17 protein-coding genes and 2 riboswitches are annotated in these 15,747 nt (G+C 57.8%); of the genes, 10 read left to right on the top strand and 7 right to left on the bottom strand.

Annotated features, from left to right (window positions below):
• The first annotated feature begins 6 nt into the window (after positions 1-6).
• The 5 genes from ilvB (at position 7) to speE (ending at position 5,218) form a co-directional block, all read left to right on the top strand.
• Positions 7-1,803: a biosynthetic-type acetolactate synthase large subunit gene (gene ilvB, locus HKD32_RS03740; RefSeq protein WP_061929134.1), complete on the top strand. Its 1,797-nt coding sequence runs from the start codon at positions 7-9 to the stop codon at positions 1,801-1,803.
• Positions 1,803-2,330, top strand: coding sequence for an acetolactate synthase small subunit (gene ilvN / locus HKD32_RS03735; RefSeq protein WP_061929132.1), 528 nt, complete (start codon positions 1,803-1,805; stop codon positions 2,328-2,330). The genes ilvB and ilvN overlap by 1 nt, the downstream gene beginning before the upstream one ends.
• Positions 2,330-3,349, top strand: coding sequence for a ketol-acid reductoisomerase (gene ilvC, locus HKD32_RS03730; RefSeq protein WP_010504460.1), 1,020 nt, complete (start codon positions 2,330-2,332; stop codon positions 3,347-3,349). The genes ilvN and ilvC overlap by 1 nt, the downstream gene beginning before the upstream one ends.
• Before the next feature lie 443 nt (positions 3,350-3,792).
• The gene (speD, locus tag HKD32_RS03725) at positions 3,793-4,272 is read left to right on the top strand and encodes an adenosylmethionine decarboxylase (protein ID WP_010504462.1); all 480 of its coding nucleotides are present in this window, start codon (positions 3,793-3,795) and stop codon (positions 4,270-4,272) included.
• Positions 4,273-4,345: 73 nt separating this feature from the next.
• Positions 4,346-5,218: a polyamine aminopropyltransferase gene (speE, locus tag HKD32_RS03720; RefSeq protein ID WP_061929130.1), complete on the top strand. Its 873-nt coding sequence runs from the start codon at positions 4,346-4,348 to the stop codon at positions 5,216-5,218.
• A gap of 38 nt (positions 5,219-5,256) precedes the next feature.
• Here the strand turns inward: speE and HKD32_RS03715 are convergent, their stop codons facing one another.
• The 3 genes from HKD32_RS03715 to HKD32_RS03705 all read right to left on the bottom strand — a co-directional run bounded on the left by HKD32_RS03715 (position 5,257) and on the right by HKD32_RS03705 (position 6,405).
• Positions 5,257-5,694 (bottom strand): MarR family winged helix-turn-helix transcriptional regulator, encoded by a 438-nt coding sequence (locus tag HKD32_RS03715; protein ID WP_061929127.1) that lies wholly within the window; start codon positions 5,692-5,694, stop codon positions 5,257-5,259.
• 131 nt (positions 5,695-5,825) lie between these two features.
• On the bottom strand, positions 5,826-6,101 hold the full coding sequence (locus HKD32_RS03710; RefSeq protein WP_061929125.1) for a putative hemolysin: 276 nt from the start codon (positions 6,099-6,101) through the stop codon (positions 5,826-5,828).
• Position 6,102: 1 nt separating this feature from the next.
• Complete coding sequence (locus HKD32_RS03705; RefSeq protein ID WP_061929123.1) at positions 6,103-6,405, bottom strand: putative quinol monooxygenase; 303 nt, start codon at positions 6,403-6,405, stop codon at positions 6,103-6,105.
• A gap of 95 nt (positions 6,406-6,500) precedes the next feature.
• A riboswitch (glycine riboswitch) is annotated at positions 6,501-6,591 on the top strand.
• A riboswitch (glycine riboswitch) is annotated at positions 6,592-6,668 on the top strand.
• 61 nt (positions 6,669-6,729) lie between these two features.
• Between HKD32_RS03705 and gcvT the strand changes: the two genes are divergently transcribed.
• From gcvT to gcvP, 3 genes are all read left to right on the top strand, one after another.
• Positions 6,730-7,863 carry a glycine cleavage system aminomethyltransferase GcvT gene (gene gcvT / locus HKD32_RS03700; protein WP_061929121.1) on the top strand — a complete coding sequence of 378 codons (1,134 nt, stop codon included), beginning with the start codon at positions 6,730-6,732 and terminating at the stop codon, positions 7,861-7,863.
• A gap of 17 nt (positions 7,864-7,880) precedes the next feature.
• Positions 7,881-8,240, top strand: a complete 360-nt coding sequence (gcvH, locus tag HKD32_RS03695; RefSeq protein WP_048842819.1) for a glycine cleavage system protein GcvH — start codon at positions 7,881-7,883, stop codon at positions 8,238-8,240.
• A gap of 76 nt (positions 8,241-8,316) precedes the next feature.
• A complete protein-coding gene (gcvP, locus tag HKD32_RS03690; protein ID WP_061929119.1) occupies positions 8,317-11,154 on the top strand; it encodes an aminomethyl-transferring glycine dehydrogenase in 2,838 nt (945 codons plus the stop codon).
• 67 nt (positions 11,155-11,221) lie between these two features.
• Here the strand turns inward: gcvP and HKD32_RS03685 are convergent, their stop codons facing one another.
• Positions 11,222-11,692, bottom strand: a complete 471-nt coding sequence (locus HKD32_RS03685) for a YbaK/EbsC family protein (protein ID WP_061929117.1) — start codon at positions 11,690-11,692, stop codon at positions 11,222-11,224.
• Between the two features lie 57 nt (positions 11,693-11,749).
• Here HKD32_RS03685 and HKD32_RS03680 point away from each other — a divergent pair, with 57 nt between their 5' ends.
• A complete protein-coding gene (locus HKD32_RS03680; RefSeq protein ID WP_228118763.1) occupies positions 11,750-12,154 on the top strand; it encodes a putative quinol monooxygenase in 405 nt (134 codons plus the stop codon).
• An 84-nt stretch (positions 12,155-12,238) separates the two neighbouring features.
• Complete coding sequence (locus HKD32_RS03675) at positions 12,239-12,451, top strand: heavy-metal-associated domain-containing protein (protein WP_061929115.1); 213 nt, start codon at positions 12,239-12,241, stop codon at positions 12,449-12,451.
• Positions 12,452-12,469: 18 nt separating this feature from the next.
• On the opposite strand, the gene HKD32_RS03670 is transcribed toward HKD32_RS03675, so the two are convergent.
• The 3 genes from HKD32_RS03670 to glnA form a co-directional block, all read right to left on the bottom strand.
• Positions 12,470-13,462, bottom strand: a complete 993-nt coding sequence (locus HKD32_RS03670; RefSeq protein ID WP_061929113.1) for an MBL fold metallo-hydrolase — start codon at positions 13,460-13,462, stop codon at positions 12,470-12,472.
• Positions 13,463-13,492: 30 nt separating this feature from the next.
• A complete protein-coding gene (locus HKD32_RS03665) occupies positions 13,493-14,122 on the bottom strand; it encodes a trimeric intracellular cation channel family protein (RefSeq protein WP_061929111.1) in 630 nt (209 codons plus the stop codon).
• 84 nt (positions 14,123-14,206) lie between these two features.
• Positions 14,207-15,589: a type I glutamate--ammonia ligase gene (gene glnA, locus HKD32_RS03660; RefSeq protein ID WP_023944416.1), complete on the bottom strand. Its 1,383-nt coding sequence runs from the start codon at positions 15,587-15,589 to the stop codon at positions 14,207-14,209.
• Between the last annotated feature and the right edge of the window lie 158 nt (positions 15,590-15,747).

Raw genomic sequence — 15,747 nt, 5'->3', positions numbered from 1 at the left:
GATACGGTGACGGCTGCTGCTGAAAGAGACGCAACAACAGGCAACGAAGCGCTGAATGGCGCGGAGGTGCTTCTGCGCGTTCTCGATGAACAGGGCGTAGAGGTAGTCTTTGGCTATCCGGGGGGCGCTGTCCTTCCAATCTACGATGCGCTCTTCAAGCAGGACCGTATCCGCCACATTCTTGTCCGCCATGAGCAGGCCGCCGTTCATGCGGCTGAGGCCTATGCGCGTTCGACGGGCAAGGTTGGCGTTGTTCTGGTGACATCTGGTCCGGGTGCAACCAATGCCGTGACCGGCCTTGTTGACGCGCTGATGGATTCGATTCCGCTGGTCTGCCTGACCGGTCAGGTACCGACGAAGCTGATCGGCAATGATGCGTTCCAGGAAGCGGACACGACGGGCATTACCCGCCCGGCCACGAAGCATAACTATCTGGTGCGGACGCCGGGTGCGCTGGCCCAGACGGTGCGTGAGGCTTTCGAAGTGGCGCGCTCCGGTCGTCCGGGGCCTGTGCTGGTTGATCTGCCCAAGGACATCACGGTGGGTCAGGCTCCGCTGACGGCGCCTGCCATGTCGCGGCTGAAGCGGTTCCGCCATCAGGGTGGGCCGGATGCCGAGGCGATTGGCCGCACGATCGAGGCCATGAAGACGGCCAAGCGTCCGCTGTTCTATACGGGCGGTGGTATCATCAATTCCGGCCCGGAAGCGTCTGAGCTGCTGCGTCGTCTGGCGCGTAAGACGGGTTTTCCGGTCACGTCCACGCTGATGGGGCTGGGCGCGTTTCCGTCTCCTGATCCGCAGTTCCTGGGCATGCTGGGCATGCACGGGTCTGTTGAGGCGAACATGGCCACGCATGGCTGTGATCTGCTGATTGCTCTGGGTGCGCGTTTTGATGATCGCGTGACGGGGCGTGTGGATGCGTTTTCGCCGAACTCGTTCAAGGTTCATGCGGATATTGATCCGAGCCAGATCGGCAAGATCATTCGTGTAGATGTGCGTCTCGAAGGGGATGTTCGCGATACGCTTCAGGCGTTGCTGGATGCGTGGGACGACACGCCAGCACCTGATCTGAGCACATGGTGGAACCAGATTGCGTCCTGGCGCAGCGTGGATGGCTTCGGCTTCACGCAGGATATGACGCCGTCTGCGGTGATCCGTCCGCAGCATGCCATTCGTCGTCTGTATGAGATGGCGATGGAGACGGGGCGTGACACGTTTGTGTCCACCGAGGTTGGCCAGCATCAGATGTGGGCAGCCCAGCACTTCCAGTTTGCCAAGCCAAACCGCTGGCTGACTTCCGGTGGTCTGGGAACGATGGGCTATGGTCTGCCGGCTGCTGTGGGTGCGCAGGTAGCGCATCCGGATGCGCTGGTGATTGATATCGCGGGTGAAGCCTCGACCCTGATGAACATTCAGGAACTGGGGACGATTGCGCAGTATCGTCTGCCAGTGAAGATCTTCATTCTGAACAACCAGTATATGGGCATGGTGCGCCAGTGGCAGGAACTGCTGCATGGGTCGCGCTATTCCCAGTCTTACAGTGAGGCACTGCCAGATTTTGTGAAGCTGGCAGAAGCGTTTCAGGCAACGGGAATGCGTGCGACCTGTGTGGGCGAACTGGATGATGTCATTCGCCGGATGCTGGAGCATGATGGTCCTGTCATTGCGGATATCTGCGTGGCTGAAAACGAAAACTGCTATCCGATGATTCCGTCGGGTGCGGCCCATAATCAGATGCTGCTTGGCCCGGATCAGGATTCCGCGGCGGCAGGTCTGACCGAAGAAGGGATGATGTTGGTCTGATGACGGAGACAATCCAGAATTCGGTCATCTCGGTTCTTATTGAAGACGAGAGTGGCGCGCTGGCCCGTGTGGTGGGCCTGTTTTCCGGCCGTGGCTACAATATTGAGAGCCTGACGGTGGCGCTGGTGGATGCCGAGCGCAGTCTGTCACGCATTACGGTTCTGACGTCGGGGACGCCGCAGGTTATTGAGCAGATCAAGGCGCAGCTCAAGCGTCTGATCCCTGTTCATGCTGTCTGTGATCTGATGGAAGAAGGCCCGTATGTGGGCCGCGAGCTTGCTCTGGTGAAAGTTGTGTCCCGCGGCGAAAGTCGTACGGAAGGTCTGCGGATTGCAGACTCCTTCCGGGCACGCCCGGTTGATACGACGGCCACCAGTTTTGTGTTCGAATTGACGGGGTCTCCCGCCAAGATCGACGCTTTTATCGAGTTGATGCGCCCCCTTGGCCTGGCTGAGGTTTCGCGCACGGGGATTGCGGCCATTGGTCGTGGCCCTTCTGTCTTTCACGTTAACGAGGAACATGTCTGATGCGGGTGTATTACGATCGCGATGCCGATCTGAATCTGATCAAGAGCAAGAAAGTCGCGATCATTGGCTACGGCAGCCAGGGTCACGCTCACGCCAACAACCTGCGTGACAGCGGCCTGACCGACATCGTCATCGGCCTGCGTCCGACGTCCTCTGCCGTCAAGAAGGCAGAAGAGGCTGGTTTCAAGGTCATGTCCCCGGAAGACGCTGCTGCGTGGGCCGATGTGGTCATGGTTCTGACGCCGGATGAAGGCCAGGGCGCTCTGTACAAGGATAGCCTTGAGAAGAACCTGAAGCAGGGTGCCGCTCTTGCGTTCGCGCATGGTCTGTCCATCCACTTCCGCATCATTGAAGCCCGTCCGGATCTGGACGTGTTCCTGATCGCGCCGAAGGGCCCGGGCCACACGGTTCGTTCCGAATACCAGCGTGGCGGCGGCGTGCCGTCCCTCGTCGCTGTGGCGCAGAACGCTTCCGGCAAGGCTCTGGACATCGCTCTGTCCTACGCTTCCGCAAACGGCGGCGGCCGTGCAGGCATCATCGAGACGACCTTCAAGGAAGAAGTCGAAACCGATCTGTTCGGTGAGCAGGCTGTTCTGTGTGGTGGCGTTGTTGACCTGATCCGCGCTGGTTTCGAGACGCTGGTTGAAGGTGGCTATGCCCCGGAAATGGCTTACTTCGAGTGCCTGCACGAAATGAAGCTGATCGTGGATCTGATCTACGAAGGCGGTATTTCCAACATGAACTACTCCATCTCCAACACTGCGGAGTATGGTGAGTATGTGACGGGTCCGCGCATCATCACGCCGGAAACGAAGGCTGAGATGAAGCGCGTTCTGACGGACATTCAGGATGGTACGTTCGTTCGTAACTTCATCCTTGAGAACCAGTCCGGCGGCGTTGGCTTCAAGGCTATCCGCGCTCGCAATGACGCTCATCAGATCGAGAAGACTGGTGAGAAGCTGCGTGCGATGATGCCGTGGATTGCCAAGGGCAAGCTGGTCGACAAGGCCAAGAACTGATCTTTACGGGTTGGGGTCCCTCAGCGGTTTTCTGCTGAGGGGCAGGAAAAACACGCGTCTCGGAGTTGGAGGATTTCCGGCTTTGGGACGCGTGTTTTTTTGTTTTGAGGCGCTCCGAATCGTTTTTTAATACGGATATGACAGGTCCTTGAATTATTGGATTAAAAAGCGTTGATGTGTCGGCCCATCCCAAGACGAAGCCTCTTTTGAGAGGGATCTTGGGGTGTTTTTATGCTGCTATCCCAGTTGTGAGGTGCGCCAGACACTGATGAGCGCAATGTATGGAAGCGTGGGCGGACGCCTGTTTCTTCCTAGAATATGACATATTAACGAATCAGGGCAGAAAATCCTTGCATCCGCAGGGAGGGGGCTCTAACACCGCGCTTCTTGGCCCAAGGGGGCGATTTCGCCCAACAGGCTGTCTACTGGTTTGGGGGTACGTGATGAACGCACTTGCTCAACTGGGGATGGTATCGGAACTCCCGAGAGATATCCAGAACAGCGATGCTCACTCTGTTGAAGAGGAGCGCAAGGACTACTTTATTGAACGGGATGGCGAACGCTATGCCGGCAATCACCTGCTGATCGATTTCTGGGATGCCCGGAATCTGGATGATCCGGCACGTATTGATGAGACTCTGTGCGAGTCAGCAATCGCTGCTGGTGCAACGATCCTGCACAGCCATTTCCATCACTTCACGCCGAATGGTGGCGTGTCTGGTGTGATCGTGCTTGCTGAGAGCCACATCTCGATCCACACGTGGCCAGAGCGGAATTACGCTGCGGTTGATGTCTTTATGTGTGGCGCATGTGATCCGAATCTCTCGATTCCGGTCATGCAGCGTCTGTTCCAGGCTGGCCGTATCGAAGTCGATGCCGTGCGCCGTGGACGCGTCCAGGACAGGAACGCTAGCGCGTCCTGATCCTCAGGCAAGGATCGGCCCGGTGGGGCCGGTCCTGCTTCTGCACTGAAATCCCGACAAGGAATTGAAGACCATGGCTGAAACATGGATCAACGAGACCCTGTACCCGGACTGGGGACAGCGTTTTCTGGTCACGCGCGAGCTTGCGCGCGTTAAATCTGACTTCCAGGACGTGGTGGTCTTTGAAAGCTCCAGCCATGGTCGTGTGCTGGTTCTGGATGGTGTGATCCAGATCACGGAACGCGATGAGTTCGTTTATCAGGAAATGCTGACCCATGTTCCTGTTCTGGCTCATCCGTGTGCCAAGCGTGTTCTGATTATTGGTGCCGGGGATGGTGGCGTTCTGCGTCGCGTTCTGGAACACAAGACCGTTGAAAAAGCCGTTATGGTAGAAATTGACGGTGCGGTGATCGAGCTTTCCAAGCAGTATCTGCCGAACATTGCGGGGGATGCCTGGAACGATCCGCGTGCGGAAGTGATCGTTGGCGATGGTATCGACTATGTTGCCAAGGCTGCTGATGGGTCTTTTGACGTCATCATCGTTGACAGCACGGACCCGATTGGGGTGGGTGAAGTCCTGTTTACGGACGAATTCTACAGCAACTGCGCGCGTATCCTGTCGGATGAAGGTCTGATTGTGAACCAGTGCGGTGTGCCGTTCATGCAGGCTGATGAACTGTATGAGACGAGCCTGCGTCGTGCGAAATTCTTCCCGCATGTCTCAGCGTATGTTGCCGCTGTTCCGACCTATGTTGGCGGCTTCATGACGCTGGGTATGGCCTCCAAGGGCCAGTCACCGAACACGCAGACGCTGGAGCAGATCCGCGCGCGTGCAGAGGCTGCCAATATTCTTGGAACGACGCGTTACTGGACGCCGGAAATTCACGTCGGGTCTTTCAATCTGCCGCCATATATTGCCGAGCACCTTCCGAAGACGGACAAGTAAGGTGCTTTTCCCCTCACTTTTCTAAAAGTGAGGGAGCTTTAAAGACAGCGTTCGAGACTGCTGCTCATCCGTTCCAGAAGCGTTATGAGAATGTCTCGCTCGAGTGGGGTAAAGCCTTTGAAGGCTTCCTTGCTCGCTTCTTCCATGATCGGAATGATTTTCTGGCCTTTCATCAGCCCGTCTGGTGTCAGGCGAATCTGGCTGACGCGTTTGTCGTTGGGATCGGTCTCACGCTCGATAAGGCCGTCGCGTTCCATGCGGGCCAGCAGGGTGGCCATGCCGGGCTGCTCGATGCCAGCGAATTCGGCCAGATATTTCTGATTGAGGACTTCCCCTTTTCCTAAAGCGAGAAAGACCGGGATCTGGCCTGCGCGCATTCCGGCGGGTTTCAGTTTCTGCTCCATCAGGCGCGTAAACAGGCGGCCTGTTGTGGTGGCGAGGAAGCCGATGGAGAGACAGGGCGCCTGGGTCCGCATGGGGAAAACTGCCTTGGGTGGATAATGTGGATAAAATACATAACATGTTATGTATTTATTCTGAAAGGCTCAATGTGCAGAAGAAGCCGTTCCCCGACGACATTGGAGGTGGGGGAAACGGCTGACGAGGATTATGGTTTCGTGGTCTGCGATGTGCTCTGGCAGCGGTGGTCGCGGAACAAAGCCCACTCTTCGCAGGTCTGTCCGGATGGGAGGTGGCACATTCCGCTTTGACCGGTGGGCCCGTTGACGATTTCGAGAGTGCCGCCCTGTTTGATGCAGCTTGCGCTAGCAGGGTTCGGCATGCCGATGATGCGGTGTTCTGGTGTCTTCTGGTTAGGGGAAGCGGCACAGGCCGTGACCAGCAGGAAAGCGCAGCCGAAAAGACTGTTTTTCAGTGTGTGCATATTATGGGGCTGTCCTTGTGAAAAAGCGGACGCTTTTTTCGACTGCGCCCAGAGCTTTTGTTGTTGCGGCAAATTTCTCGAAATGAGGTGTTTTGAGATGTGTGTCGAAGGCAGCCTGATCCGTGTAGCGCTCGACCAGCACGATGGTGTTGGGATCTTCGTTTGAAGTGATGACGTCGAAGGCGTGGCAACCGGGTTCGTCTGCGTTGGAACGCTCACTGTCATAAGCGCAGTTTTCCAGAAAAAGAGAGCGATTCTCCGGATTGATGGAGAATTCTGCGATGACGGTCAGTTCGCCAGCCATTGTGGCTCCTTTCAAAGTCTAAAAATGTCCAGAAATCGTAACGCAGAACAGATCGTAACGATTGCGAAGAAATTGGGAAACTGGCAGGATCGGCCCCGACCAATACGGGAGAGATCAGCCTTTAGAGCTGGCGCCGAAGGAGCAACCGCCCCGGAAACTCTCAGGCCAAAGGACCGAGTTGGTCGGTAAATTCTGGAGAGAGGTGCGCCTGACGTACCCGCCGACGGGATAGCGATCTCAGGCAAAAGGACAGAAGGGGCGGCGTATTCCGGAATCTCCGGGCGCGTCTGCACCTTCATGTTCTGACCGGGCCGGACCTACCCTATGACCGACTCTCTCCAGCGTACTCCCCTTCATGCTCTCAATCTGGAACTTGGCGCCAAGATGGTGCCGTTTGCGGGTTATGAGATGCCGCTTCAGTATCCGGCCGGGCTGATGGCCGAGCACCTGCACACACGTAGCAAGGCTGGGCTTTTTGACGTCTCCCATATGGGGCAGATCCGGATTGCTGCCAGAAGTGGTGATGTCCGGGACGCTGCGCTCGCACTCGAAAGCCTAATTCCGGCGGATTATGCGGGGCTTGCGAAAGGGCGGCAGCGCTACGGATTTTTGACCAATGATACCGCAGGCATTCTTGATGATCTGATGGTCGCCAATATGGGCGATGATCTGTTCGTTGTGGTGAATGCGTCCTGCAAAGAGCAGGATGCGGGGCTGATTGAAGCGGCTCTTTCCAACCGTTGTGTTGTGACGCGACAGTTTGATCGCGCGCTGATGGCGCTGCAGGGACCGCAGGCTCAGGACGCGATTGCGCCTCTCTGTCCGGCAGCGGTCGATATGCGTTTTATGGACGTGATCGAGACGGAGCTTTCTGGTGTTCCGGTTACGCTGTCGCGTTCGGGTTACACGGGTGAAGACGGTTACGAAATTGGCTGTGCAGCCGCTGATGCGGAGACTGTCGCGCGGGCGTTGCTGGCCCAGTCGCAGGTTCTTCCCATTGGGCTTGGAGCCAGGGATTCGCTGCGTCTGGAAGCGGGGCTTTGCCTGTATGGCAATGATATCGATACGACGACCACGCCGATTGAAGCCTCTCTGGTCTGGGCTATTCAAAAAGCCCGGCGCGAAGGAGGCTCTCGTGAAGGAGGCTATCCGGGTGCTGAAATCGTGCTGCGTCAGGCTCGTGAAGGTGTCAGCCGCAAGCGTGTTGGCCTGATGGCGGAGGGGCGTGCGCCTGTTCGTGCGGGGGCGAAGCTTTTTGCGGATGCGGAAGGCCAGAAAGAGATCGGCGTGGTGACGTCAGGGGCTTTTGGCCCGACGGTCCAGGCGCCGGTGGCGATGGGATATGTCGCAACAGACTACGCGGGAAATGACACGGCGCTGTTCGCCGAACTGCGTGGGAAATTCGTTCCGGTTCATATTCGGGCGATGCCGTTCGTGGCGCCCGGTTTCAAGCGTTAAGCCAAGGAAAAGCAGCGATGACGACTTATTATACCAAATCGCATGAATGGATCCGTCTGGACGGGGAAGAAGCGACCGTAGGCATTACGGCGCATGCTTCTGAAGAACTGGGCGAACTGGTGTTCGTGGAAGCCAAGGACGAGGGCACGGACGTGGCGGCGGGCGATGCTGCTGCAGTTGTGGAATCCGTCAAGGCGGCGTCTGACATTTATGCTCCGGTTGCCGGTGTGCTGTCGGGCTTCAATACGAAGCTGTCCGACGAGCCGACGCTGGTTGGTAATGACCCGGAAGGTGAGGGCTGGATCTTCAAGATGAAGGTTTCCAACCCGGATGACGTGACGTCCCTTCTGACGGCAGAGCAGTACAAGAGCCTCTGACGTTCTGTGATGGGTCTGGCTTCTGTCGGACCCATTTTTCTTTCCCTGCCCATCAAGATTTCCAGAGAACGATACCGTGACGATCCTGTGGCCTCAACAGACCGAAGACTTCAGCTCCCGCCATATTGGCCCACGCTCCTCTGAAATTGCGGAGATGTTGCAGACGATCGGGGCGTCCAGCCTTGATGATCTGATTGACCGGACGGTTCCAAAAGCCATTCTTGATCGTGGTGACCACGGGATTGGCGCGGCGCTGACGGAACAGCAGGCTCTGGCGCGTCTGCGGGAGATTGCGTCCCGGAATCGTGTTCTGACGTCCATGATCGGGCAGGGATATTACGACACGGTTCTGCCGCCGGTCATCCAGCGCAATATTCTGGAAAATCCGGCTTGGTACACGGCCTATACGCCGTATCAGCCGGAAATCAGTCAGGGCCGCCTTGAGGCACTGTTGAACTTCCAGACGCTTGTGGCGGATCTGACGGGACTTGATATTGCCAATGCGTCCCTGCTGGATGAGGGCACAGCCTGTGCGGAGGCGATGGCACTGGCCAAGCGCGTCTGCAAGTCCAAGTCCGAACGCTTCTTCGTAGATGCCGACACGCACCCGCAGACGCTGGCTGTTCTGAAGACGCGGGCCGAGCCTCTTGGCTGGGAGATTGTGGTGGGTGATCCGGCGACGGATCTGGATGCGGCGTCCGTGTTTGGTGCGCTGCTGTCCTATCCGGGGTCTTCCGGGGCGGTGCGTGACCCGCGGTCCGTGATTGAGGCGGTTCATGCTCAGGGCGGTATTGTTGCGGTGACCTGTGATCCGCTGGCTCTTGTGATGCTGGAAAGCCCGGGGGCTCTGGGCGCAGACATCGCCATTGGGTCCATGCAGCGTTATGGCGTGCCGATGGGTGGTGGTGGCCCGCATGCCGGGTTCATGGCGACGAAGGATGCTTACAAGCGGCATATGCCGGGGCGTCTGGTCGGTGTTTCGCGTGATAGTGCCGGGCGCCAGGCGTATCGACTGGCGTTGCAGACCCGTGAGCAGCATATTCGCCGTGAGAAGGCGACATCCAACATCTGTACGGCGCAGGTTCTTCTGGCCGTTATTGCGTCCATGTATGCGGTGTATCATGGGCCGGAAGGGCTGAAGGCGATTGCGGGTCGTACGCATCGTCTGGCGGCTATTCTGGCGGCGGGTCTGAAGGCTTTGGGTGTGACGGTTGAGACGGAAACGTTCTTCGACACGCTGACAGTGCAGGCAGGTTCCGATGCACAGGGCATTCTTGCCAAGGCTCTGGACGCCGGGATCAATCTGCGTGATGCGGGCGAAGGACGGATTGGTCTGTCCTGTGATGAGACGACGACGCCTGAGACCATCCGGACGCTGTGGCAGTGCTTCGGGGCGAATGAGGCGCGCGTTGCGGTTCTGGAGCGGGAGCTTTCTGTTGAAGACGCTCTACCGCAGGCGCTGTCCCGTCAGGCGGCTTTGCTGACGCATTCGGTGTTTCAGGTCCATCGTTCGGAGACGGATCTGCTGCGGTATATGCGGTCTCTGTCTGACAAGGATCTGGCGCTGGATCGGACGATGATTCCGCTGGGTTCCTGCACGATGAAGCTTAATGCAACCGCAGAAATGATTCCCATCACCTGGCCTGAATTTGGGCGGATTCATCCGTTTGCGCCGAAGGATCAGCAGGCTGGGTATGCGGAACTGTTTGCGTATCTGGAACGGACGCTGTGTGCGATTTCTGGCTATGATGCTGTGTCGCTTCAGCCAAATTCTGGTGCGCAGGGGGAGTTTGCGGGGCTGCTGGCGATCCGTGGGTATCATCAGGCGCGGGGGGATATGGATCGGGATGTGTGCCTGATTCCGGCGTCCGCGCATGGGACAAACCCGGCGTCTGCCCACATGGTGGGGATGCGTGTTGTTGTTGTGGCCTGTGACAGCAATGGCAACGTTGATGTTGAGGATCTGAAGGCGAAGATCGCGCAGCATGACGGGCGTGTGGCGGCCATCATGATTACCTATCCGTCCACGCATGGTGTGTTTGAGGAACGGATTGTCGAGATCTGTGACCTTGTTCATGCGGCTGGTGGGCAGGTTTATCTGGATGGTGCGAACCTGAATGCGCAGGTTGGTCTGGCACGACCGGGCTTGTACGGGGCCGATGTTTCGCATTTCAATCTGCACAAGACGTTCTGCATTCCGCATGGCGGTGGTGGACCAGGCATGGGGCCGATTGGTGTGGGCAGCCATCTGGCGCCGTATCTGCCGGGTCAGAACGGGATTGCCGTTTCTGCCGCGCCGTACGGGTCAGCGTCCATTCTGCCGATTTCTGCAGCGTACATCATGATGATGGGCGATGAGGGGCTGCGCCGTGCAACGGAAGTGGCCATTCTGAATGCAAACTACATCGCGACGCGTCTGGAAGCGCATTATCCGGTACTGTATCGGGGCAGCAATGGCTTTACGGCGCATGAGTGCATTATTGATCTGCGGCCGATCAAGGATACCGTGGGTGTGACGGTGGACGATATTGCCAAGCGTCTGATTGATCACGGGTTCCATGCCCCGACGGTCAGTTTCCCCGTAGCGGGGACGTTCATGATCGAGCCTACAGAGTCTGAGGCTAAGGTCGAGCTGGATCGATTCTGTGATGCCATGATCGCCATTCGGAAGGAGATTTCCGAAGTGGAGGCTGGTGCTGTGGCGATCGAAAGCAGCCCGCTGCGTTTTGCGCCGCATACGACGGCGGATCTGGCGGGTGCGTGGGATCGGGCTTACAGCCGTGAGACCGGATGTTTCCCTGGGGGTGTTTCCACGTCCAAGTACTGGTCTCCGGTGGGGCGACTGGATAATGCCTGGGGTGATCGGAATCTGGTTTGCTCTTGCCCGGATATTTCTACCTATGCAGACGCGTAATCGGGTCTGGTTTTGATGCAAAAGGCGCCCTGAGAGGGGCGCCTTTTTTGTTGGCTAGGGGCGAGGATCAGGTGCTGACTTTGACCCATGTGGCGGACGTCAGTTCTGCAAGGCGTTGCGGTGTGAGGATCACGGAAGCGTTGATGGCTCCGCCAGCAGGGATGATCTGTTCAAAGGCGCGCAGAGAGTCATCGCAGTACACAGGGAGAGGTTCGGGGAGGCCGAATGGGCAGACGCCGCCCGGTGGGTGGCTTGTCAGGGCCAGAACCTCTTCACCGTTGAGGAAGCGGGGGCGACCGCCGAGCGTTTCTTTCGTCAGGCGGTTGTCCAAGCGTTTTGTGCCTGCCATCACGACGAGAACGGTTCTGGCATTTGGACCTGATCCAACTTTGACGCCGAGGGTTTTTGCAATCTGGTCGGGTTCGACGCTATGTGTGGCGGCGGCTTCTTCGACTGTTGCTGTGGAACTGCTGGTCACGACGACGGAGAGGTCAGGCGCGCGGGTGGCGAGATCTGCTTTGACGCTTTCGAGGCTCATGGATGTTGGTTCCGGCGATGGGAAAAGGATGTTTCATGTGAAACATGGGCGAGACTTATGGAAACCGATCTTTTAGAAACAGGCTTTGGCAGGGCCGGGGATCGGATGGTTCATGACGGTGCTGCGTTTCGTTTCCTGAAGGATCTTATGATGAGCCATTCTGCCTGTGTTGTCGCTATCCTGACTGTTTCTTCTGACAGGGCGCGCGACCTGGAGCTGGAACTGGTGCGCTGCACGGTAGCGTCCCGCAAGGAAGAAGGCTGCCAGCGTTACGTGATCAGTCGGGATATGGAGACGGCAGGACGGTTTACGGCGGAGGAGCGCTGGGCGTCTACGACAGCATTTGAGCAGCATCTTGAGACGCCGCATTTCCGGGCTCTGGCGGGGCTTCTGGATCGACTGGATGCCACGGTGCAGCTGATGCGCGTGGAGCCTCTGGATGAAATCAGTGACGGGGTCTGAAAGCGGTTTCAATTTGAATAGGAATGTGTCTCTTCTGGGAAGCCGCTGTTGGAGCGACGGAACAGGGATAAAGGAGAGACACCCATGACTGCATCTGTGACGTTCAAGGTTGAGGGCATGTCCTGCACGGGGTGTTCAGGCAAGTTGCAGAAGGCGCTTGAGGCTGTGCCGGGTGTGTCGGTAGCGGAAGTCACGCTGGAGCCGGCTCAGGCTGTCATTCAGTATGATGAGGCAAATGTTTCGCCTTCTGCACTGAAGGACACTGTTGAAGATGTTGGTTTTGATGTTGTTGGCTGATTGAAGCCGCATGGCCCATCAGAGCCTGAGATGCAGGCTCTGATGGGCCATAATGAAATGGACGCCTGTTACATTCGTAGCGTTCAATTCTTCGAAAATACGGGCTGCGGGATCCTCCTGACGTTTGAGCGTTGGCTTGACGTGCGTGATGATGACGGGAAGGCCTTGGAGCCTGGTTCCTGCGACCGTTTGCAGATCCTGTAGTTCTTTCTGGACCCAGTGTGGTGTCAGATGGCCATAGAGGTGGCTGGTAGGTTGGCTGTTGTTGTAGGAGCATTCCATCAGGATGGCATGCAGGTGTTTCTGATGAACCAGTGGTGCGATGGCTTGCCAGAGGTGATGCAGATTGTCCGAGTGCTGGGGGGTATCTGGGCCTGTATCGCCAAGATAGAGCAGGGCGTCTGATCCGCTGATTAGCAGGAACGCGGTTGATTCCACGCCGCCATGGTTGAGGGGATAAGCCTGAACCTGAAGTGGGGTTTGTGGCAGGGGGACAGCTCTTCCGGGTTCAAGGTCCTGATAATGATACAGGCCGAGGCGGGGTGTGGGGCCGCGGTCGCTCATGTTGGGCCAGACCTGCCAGTTGAAGACGTGTTCCGCCAGAACGGCGTTGACGGACGGAAGTGCCAGAATGGGTTTGGGGGCGTCATCTGGCGAGACGGCAACGAGGCCGGCGATATGATCCAGATGGGCATGGCTGATGAGGTAGGCGGTGATCCTGTCGTGAAGGATTTCGCCTTCCGGGGACAAGGTCTTTGATGCCAGGGCGTGTTTATCAAAAGCGCCAGCTTTTGTTGCTTCCTTCAGGCCGTGCAGGATGGTTCCTGCATCGCAGAGGACGCCTTTGTCTGACGTGGTTGGACGGATGAAATAGGCGCTTAGGTTTCCGTCTTCCAGGCCACCCTCTGCACCAAGAACCACGATGTCAAAATCCGCTGCATGGCTGCATGCGGGAGCCATGAAGAACGGAAGCGCTATCAGAAGCTTGTGCAGGCAGGTTACGAAGCGCATGGATGATGGTCTTTCCCGTCTGGGGTGGCGTTATTTCCGGTAGTGAGGAAGTCCGAGCCCTTTGATGAGAGCAAGGGCACGCAGGGCAAAACCGGCCGTAATGGCGATTGCTGCTGCGAGTGTTGTGCTGAGGCCAAGTGTGGTGAGAAGCACATAGCTGCATGAGGAGAGGGCTACGGCCGTCACGTAGAGTTCAGGGCGGATGATGATGGATGGGACGCCTGCCAGAACATCCCGAAAGATACCTCCCATGCAGGCGCTGACGATGCCCATAAGAGCTGCCGGAACGAGGGGAATGCCGTAAGCAATAGCTTTGGCTGCTCCGTACACGCCGTAAGCGGCAATGCCCATTCCATCGAACCAGTCCACGGCGCGTTCTGACCAGAGGCGCCCGGGGGTGAACCAGACGAGCAGTGCGCAGACCATGCAGACGGTGATCCCGGTGGAGTTGTGCATCCATGCGACCGGGGCTCCGATCAGCAGATCGCGGACGGTACCGCCTCCGACGCCTGTGATGGCGGCGAAGAACATGAATGTCAGGATCGTCAGGCGTTCACGCGCGGCCGCCAGTGCTCCTGAGATGGCGAACACAGCGGTGCCGGCGATATCCAGAACCGACAGAATGGAAGTTGAGAAAGCCTCGAAGGCGGGGTGCATCATAAGGGATGCCGTAGCAGGGAAACTGCATACAAAAAAGCCCGGCGCGATGGCCGGGCTTTCTCGTTTGACAGATGTCTGTTCGGATCAGACCGAATAGTACATTTCGAACTCTGCCGGATGCGGCGTGTGCTCGAACTTGTAGACTTCTGCCCATTTGATGTCGATGTAGCTCTCGATCTGGTCCTTGGTGAAGACGCCGCCTTCGAGAAGGAACGCGTGATCTTCCTTGAGGGCTTCGAGGGCTTCACGGAGCGAACCGCAGACCGTTGGGATCTGGGCCAGTTCTTCCTTCGGCAGTTCGTACAGATCCTTGTCCATGGCGTCGCCCGGATGGATCTTGTTGCGGATGCCGTCCAGGCCAGCCATCAGCATGGCAGCGAAGGCGAGGTACGGGTTTGCCATCGGGTCCGGGAAGCGGACTTCAACGCGCTTTGCTTTCGGGTTCGTCGCATGCGGGATACGACAGGAAGCGGAGCGGTTGGCTGCGGAATAGGCGAGCAGCACAGGCGCTTCGAAGCCCGGGATCAGACGCTTGTAGGAGTTGGTGGACGGGTTCGTGAAGGCGTTCAGAGCCTTCGCGTGCTTGATGATGCCGCCGATGTAGTACAGGGCTTCATCAGACAGGTCCGCATACTTGTCACCAGCGAATGTTGGCTTGCCGTCACGCCAGATGGACTGGTGAACATGCATGCCAGAGCCGTTGTCGCCTGCGATAGGCTTCGGCATGAACGTGGCCGTCTTGCCGTAGGAGTGGGCGACGTTGTGCACGCAGTACTTGTAGATCTGCATGAAGTCAGCGGACTTCACGAGCGTTGCGAACTTCGTGCCAAGCTCATGCTGGGACTGTGCAACTTCGTGATGGTGCTTCTCGATCGGCAGGCCCATTTCGCCCATCGTGGAGAGCATTTCGGCGCGCAGGTCATGTTCGCTGTCCACTGGAGGGACAGGAAAGTAGCCACCCTTGACGACAGGGCGGTGGCCCATGTTGCCTTCCGGGTAGGCCTTCAGGGATGCGCCCGGGCCTTCGATGCTGTCGAGCTGGTACGTGCCGAAGTTCGGGCCCGTGCCGAACTGCACGTTGTCGAAGATAAAGAACTCAGCTTCCGGACCGAAGAATGCCGTGTCACCGAAGCCGGCTTCTTTCAGATAGGCTTCTGCGAGCTTTGCAGTCGAACGCGGGTCACGGTTGTAGAAACCACCGGTTTTCGGGTCGACGATGTCACAGAACAGGATGAGCTGCGGCTTCGCGGAGAACGGGTCCATGACGGCCGTTTCCGGATCCGGCAGCAGGACCATGTCGGACTCGTTGATGGCCTTCCAGCCTTGGATGGAGGAACCGTCGAACATGAAGCCTTCAACGAAGGTATCATCTTCAATGGTGGAGACTGTCTGGGTCGTGTGGTGCCACTTGCCCTTGGGATCGGTGAAGCGCAGATCGACGAATTCAGCCGCGTGCTCCTGGATCATTTCGAAAACGCGCGCTACGGCTGCGGGGTTCGGTGCCGGCGGCTTGCCAGCTGCGGCTGTGGTCTTGGGTGTTGCTGCCTTGGCGGAAGCGCGGCGCGGAGCAGCGGCTTTCGGCTTGGCGGTGGAAGAAGTAGGGGCTTTTCTGGCCATCGATCTGT

Origin of the sequence: Gluconobacter japonicus (assembly GCF_015244665.1) — a bacterium.
Classification (GTDB): domain Bacteria; phylum Pseudomonadota; class Alphaproteobacteria; order Acetobacterales; family Acetobacteraceae; genus Gluconobacter; species Gluconobacter japonicus.
This window is presented reverse-complemented; position numbering and strand designations above follow the sequence as displayed.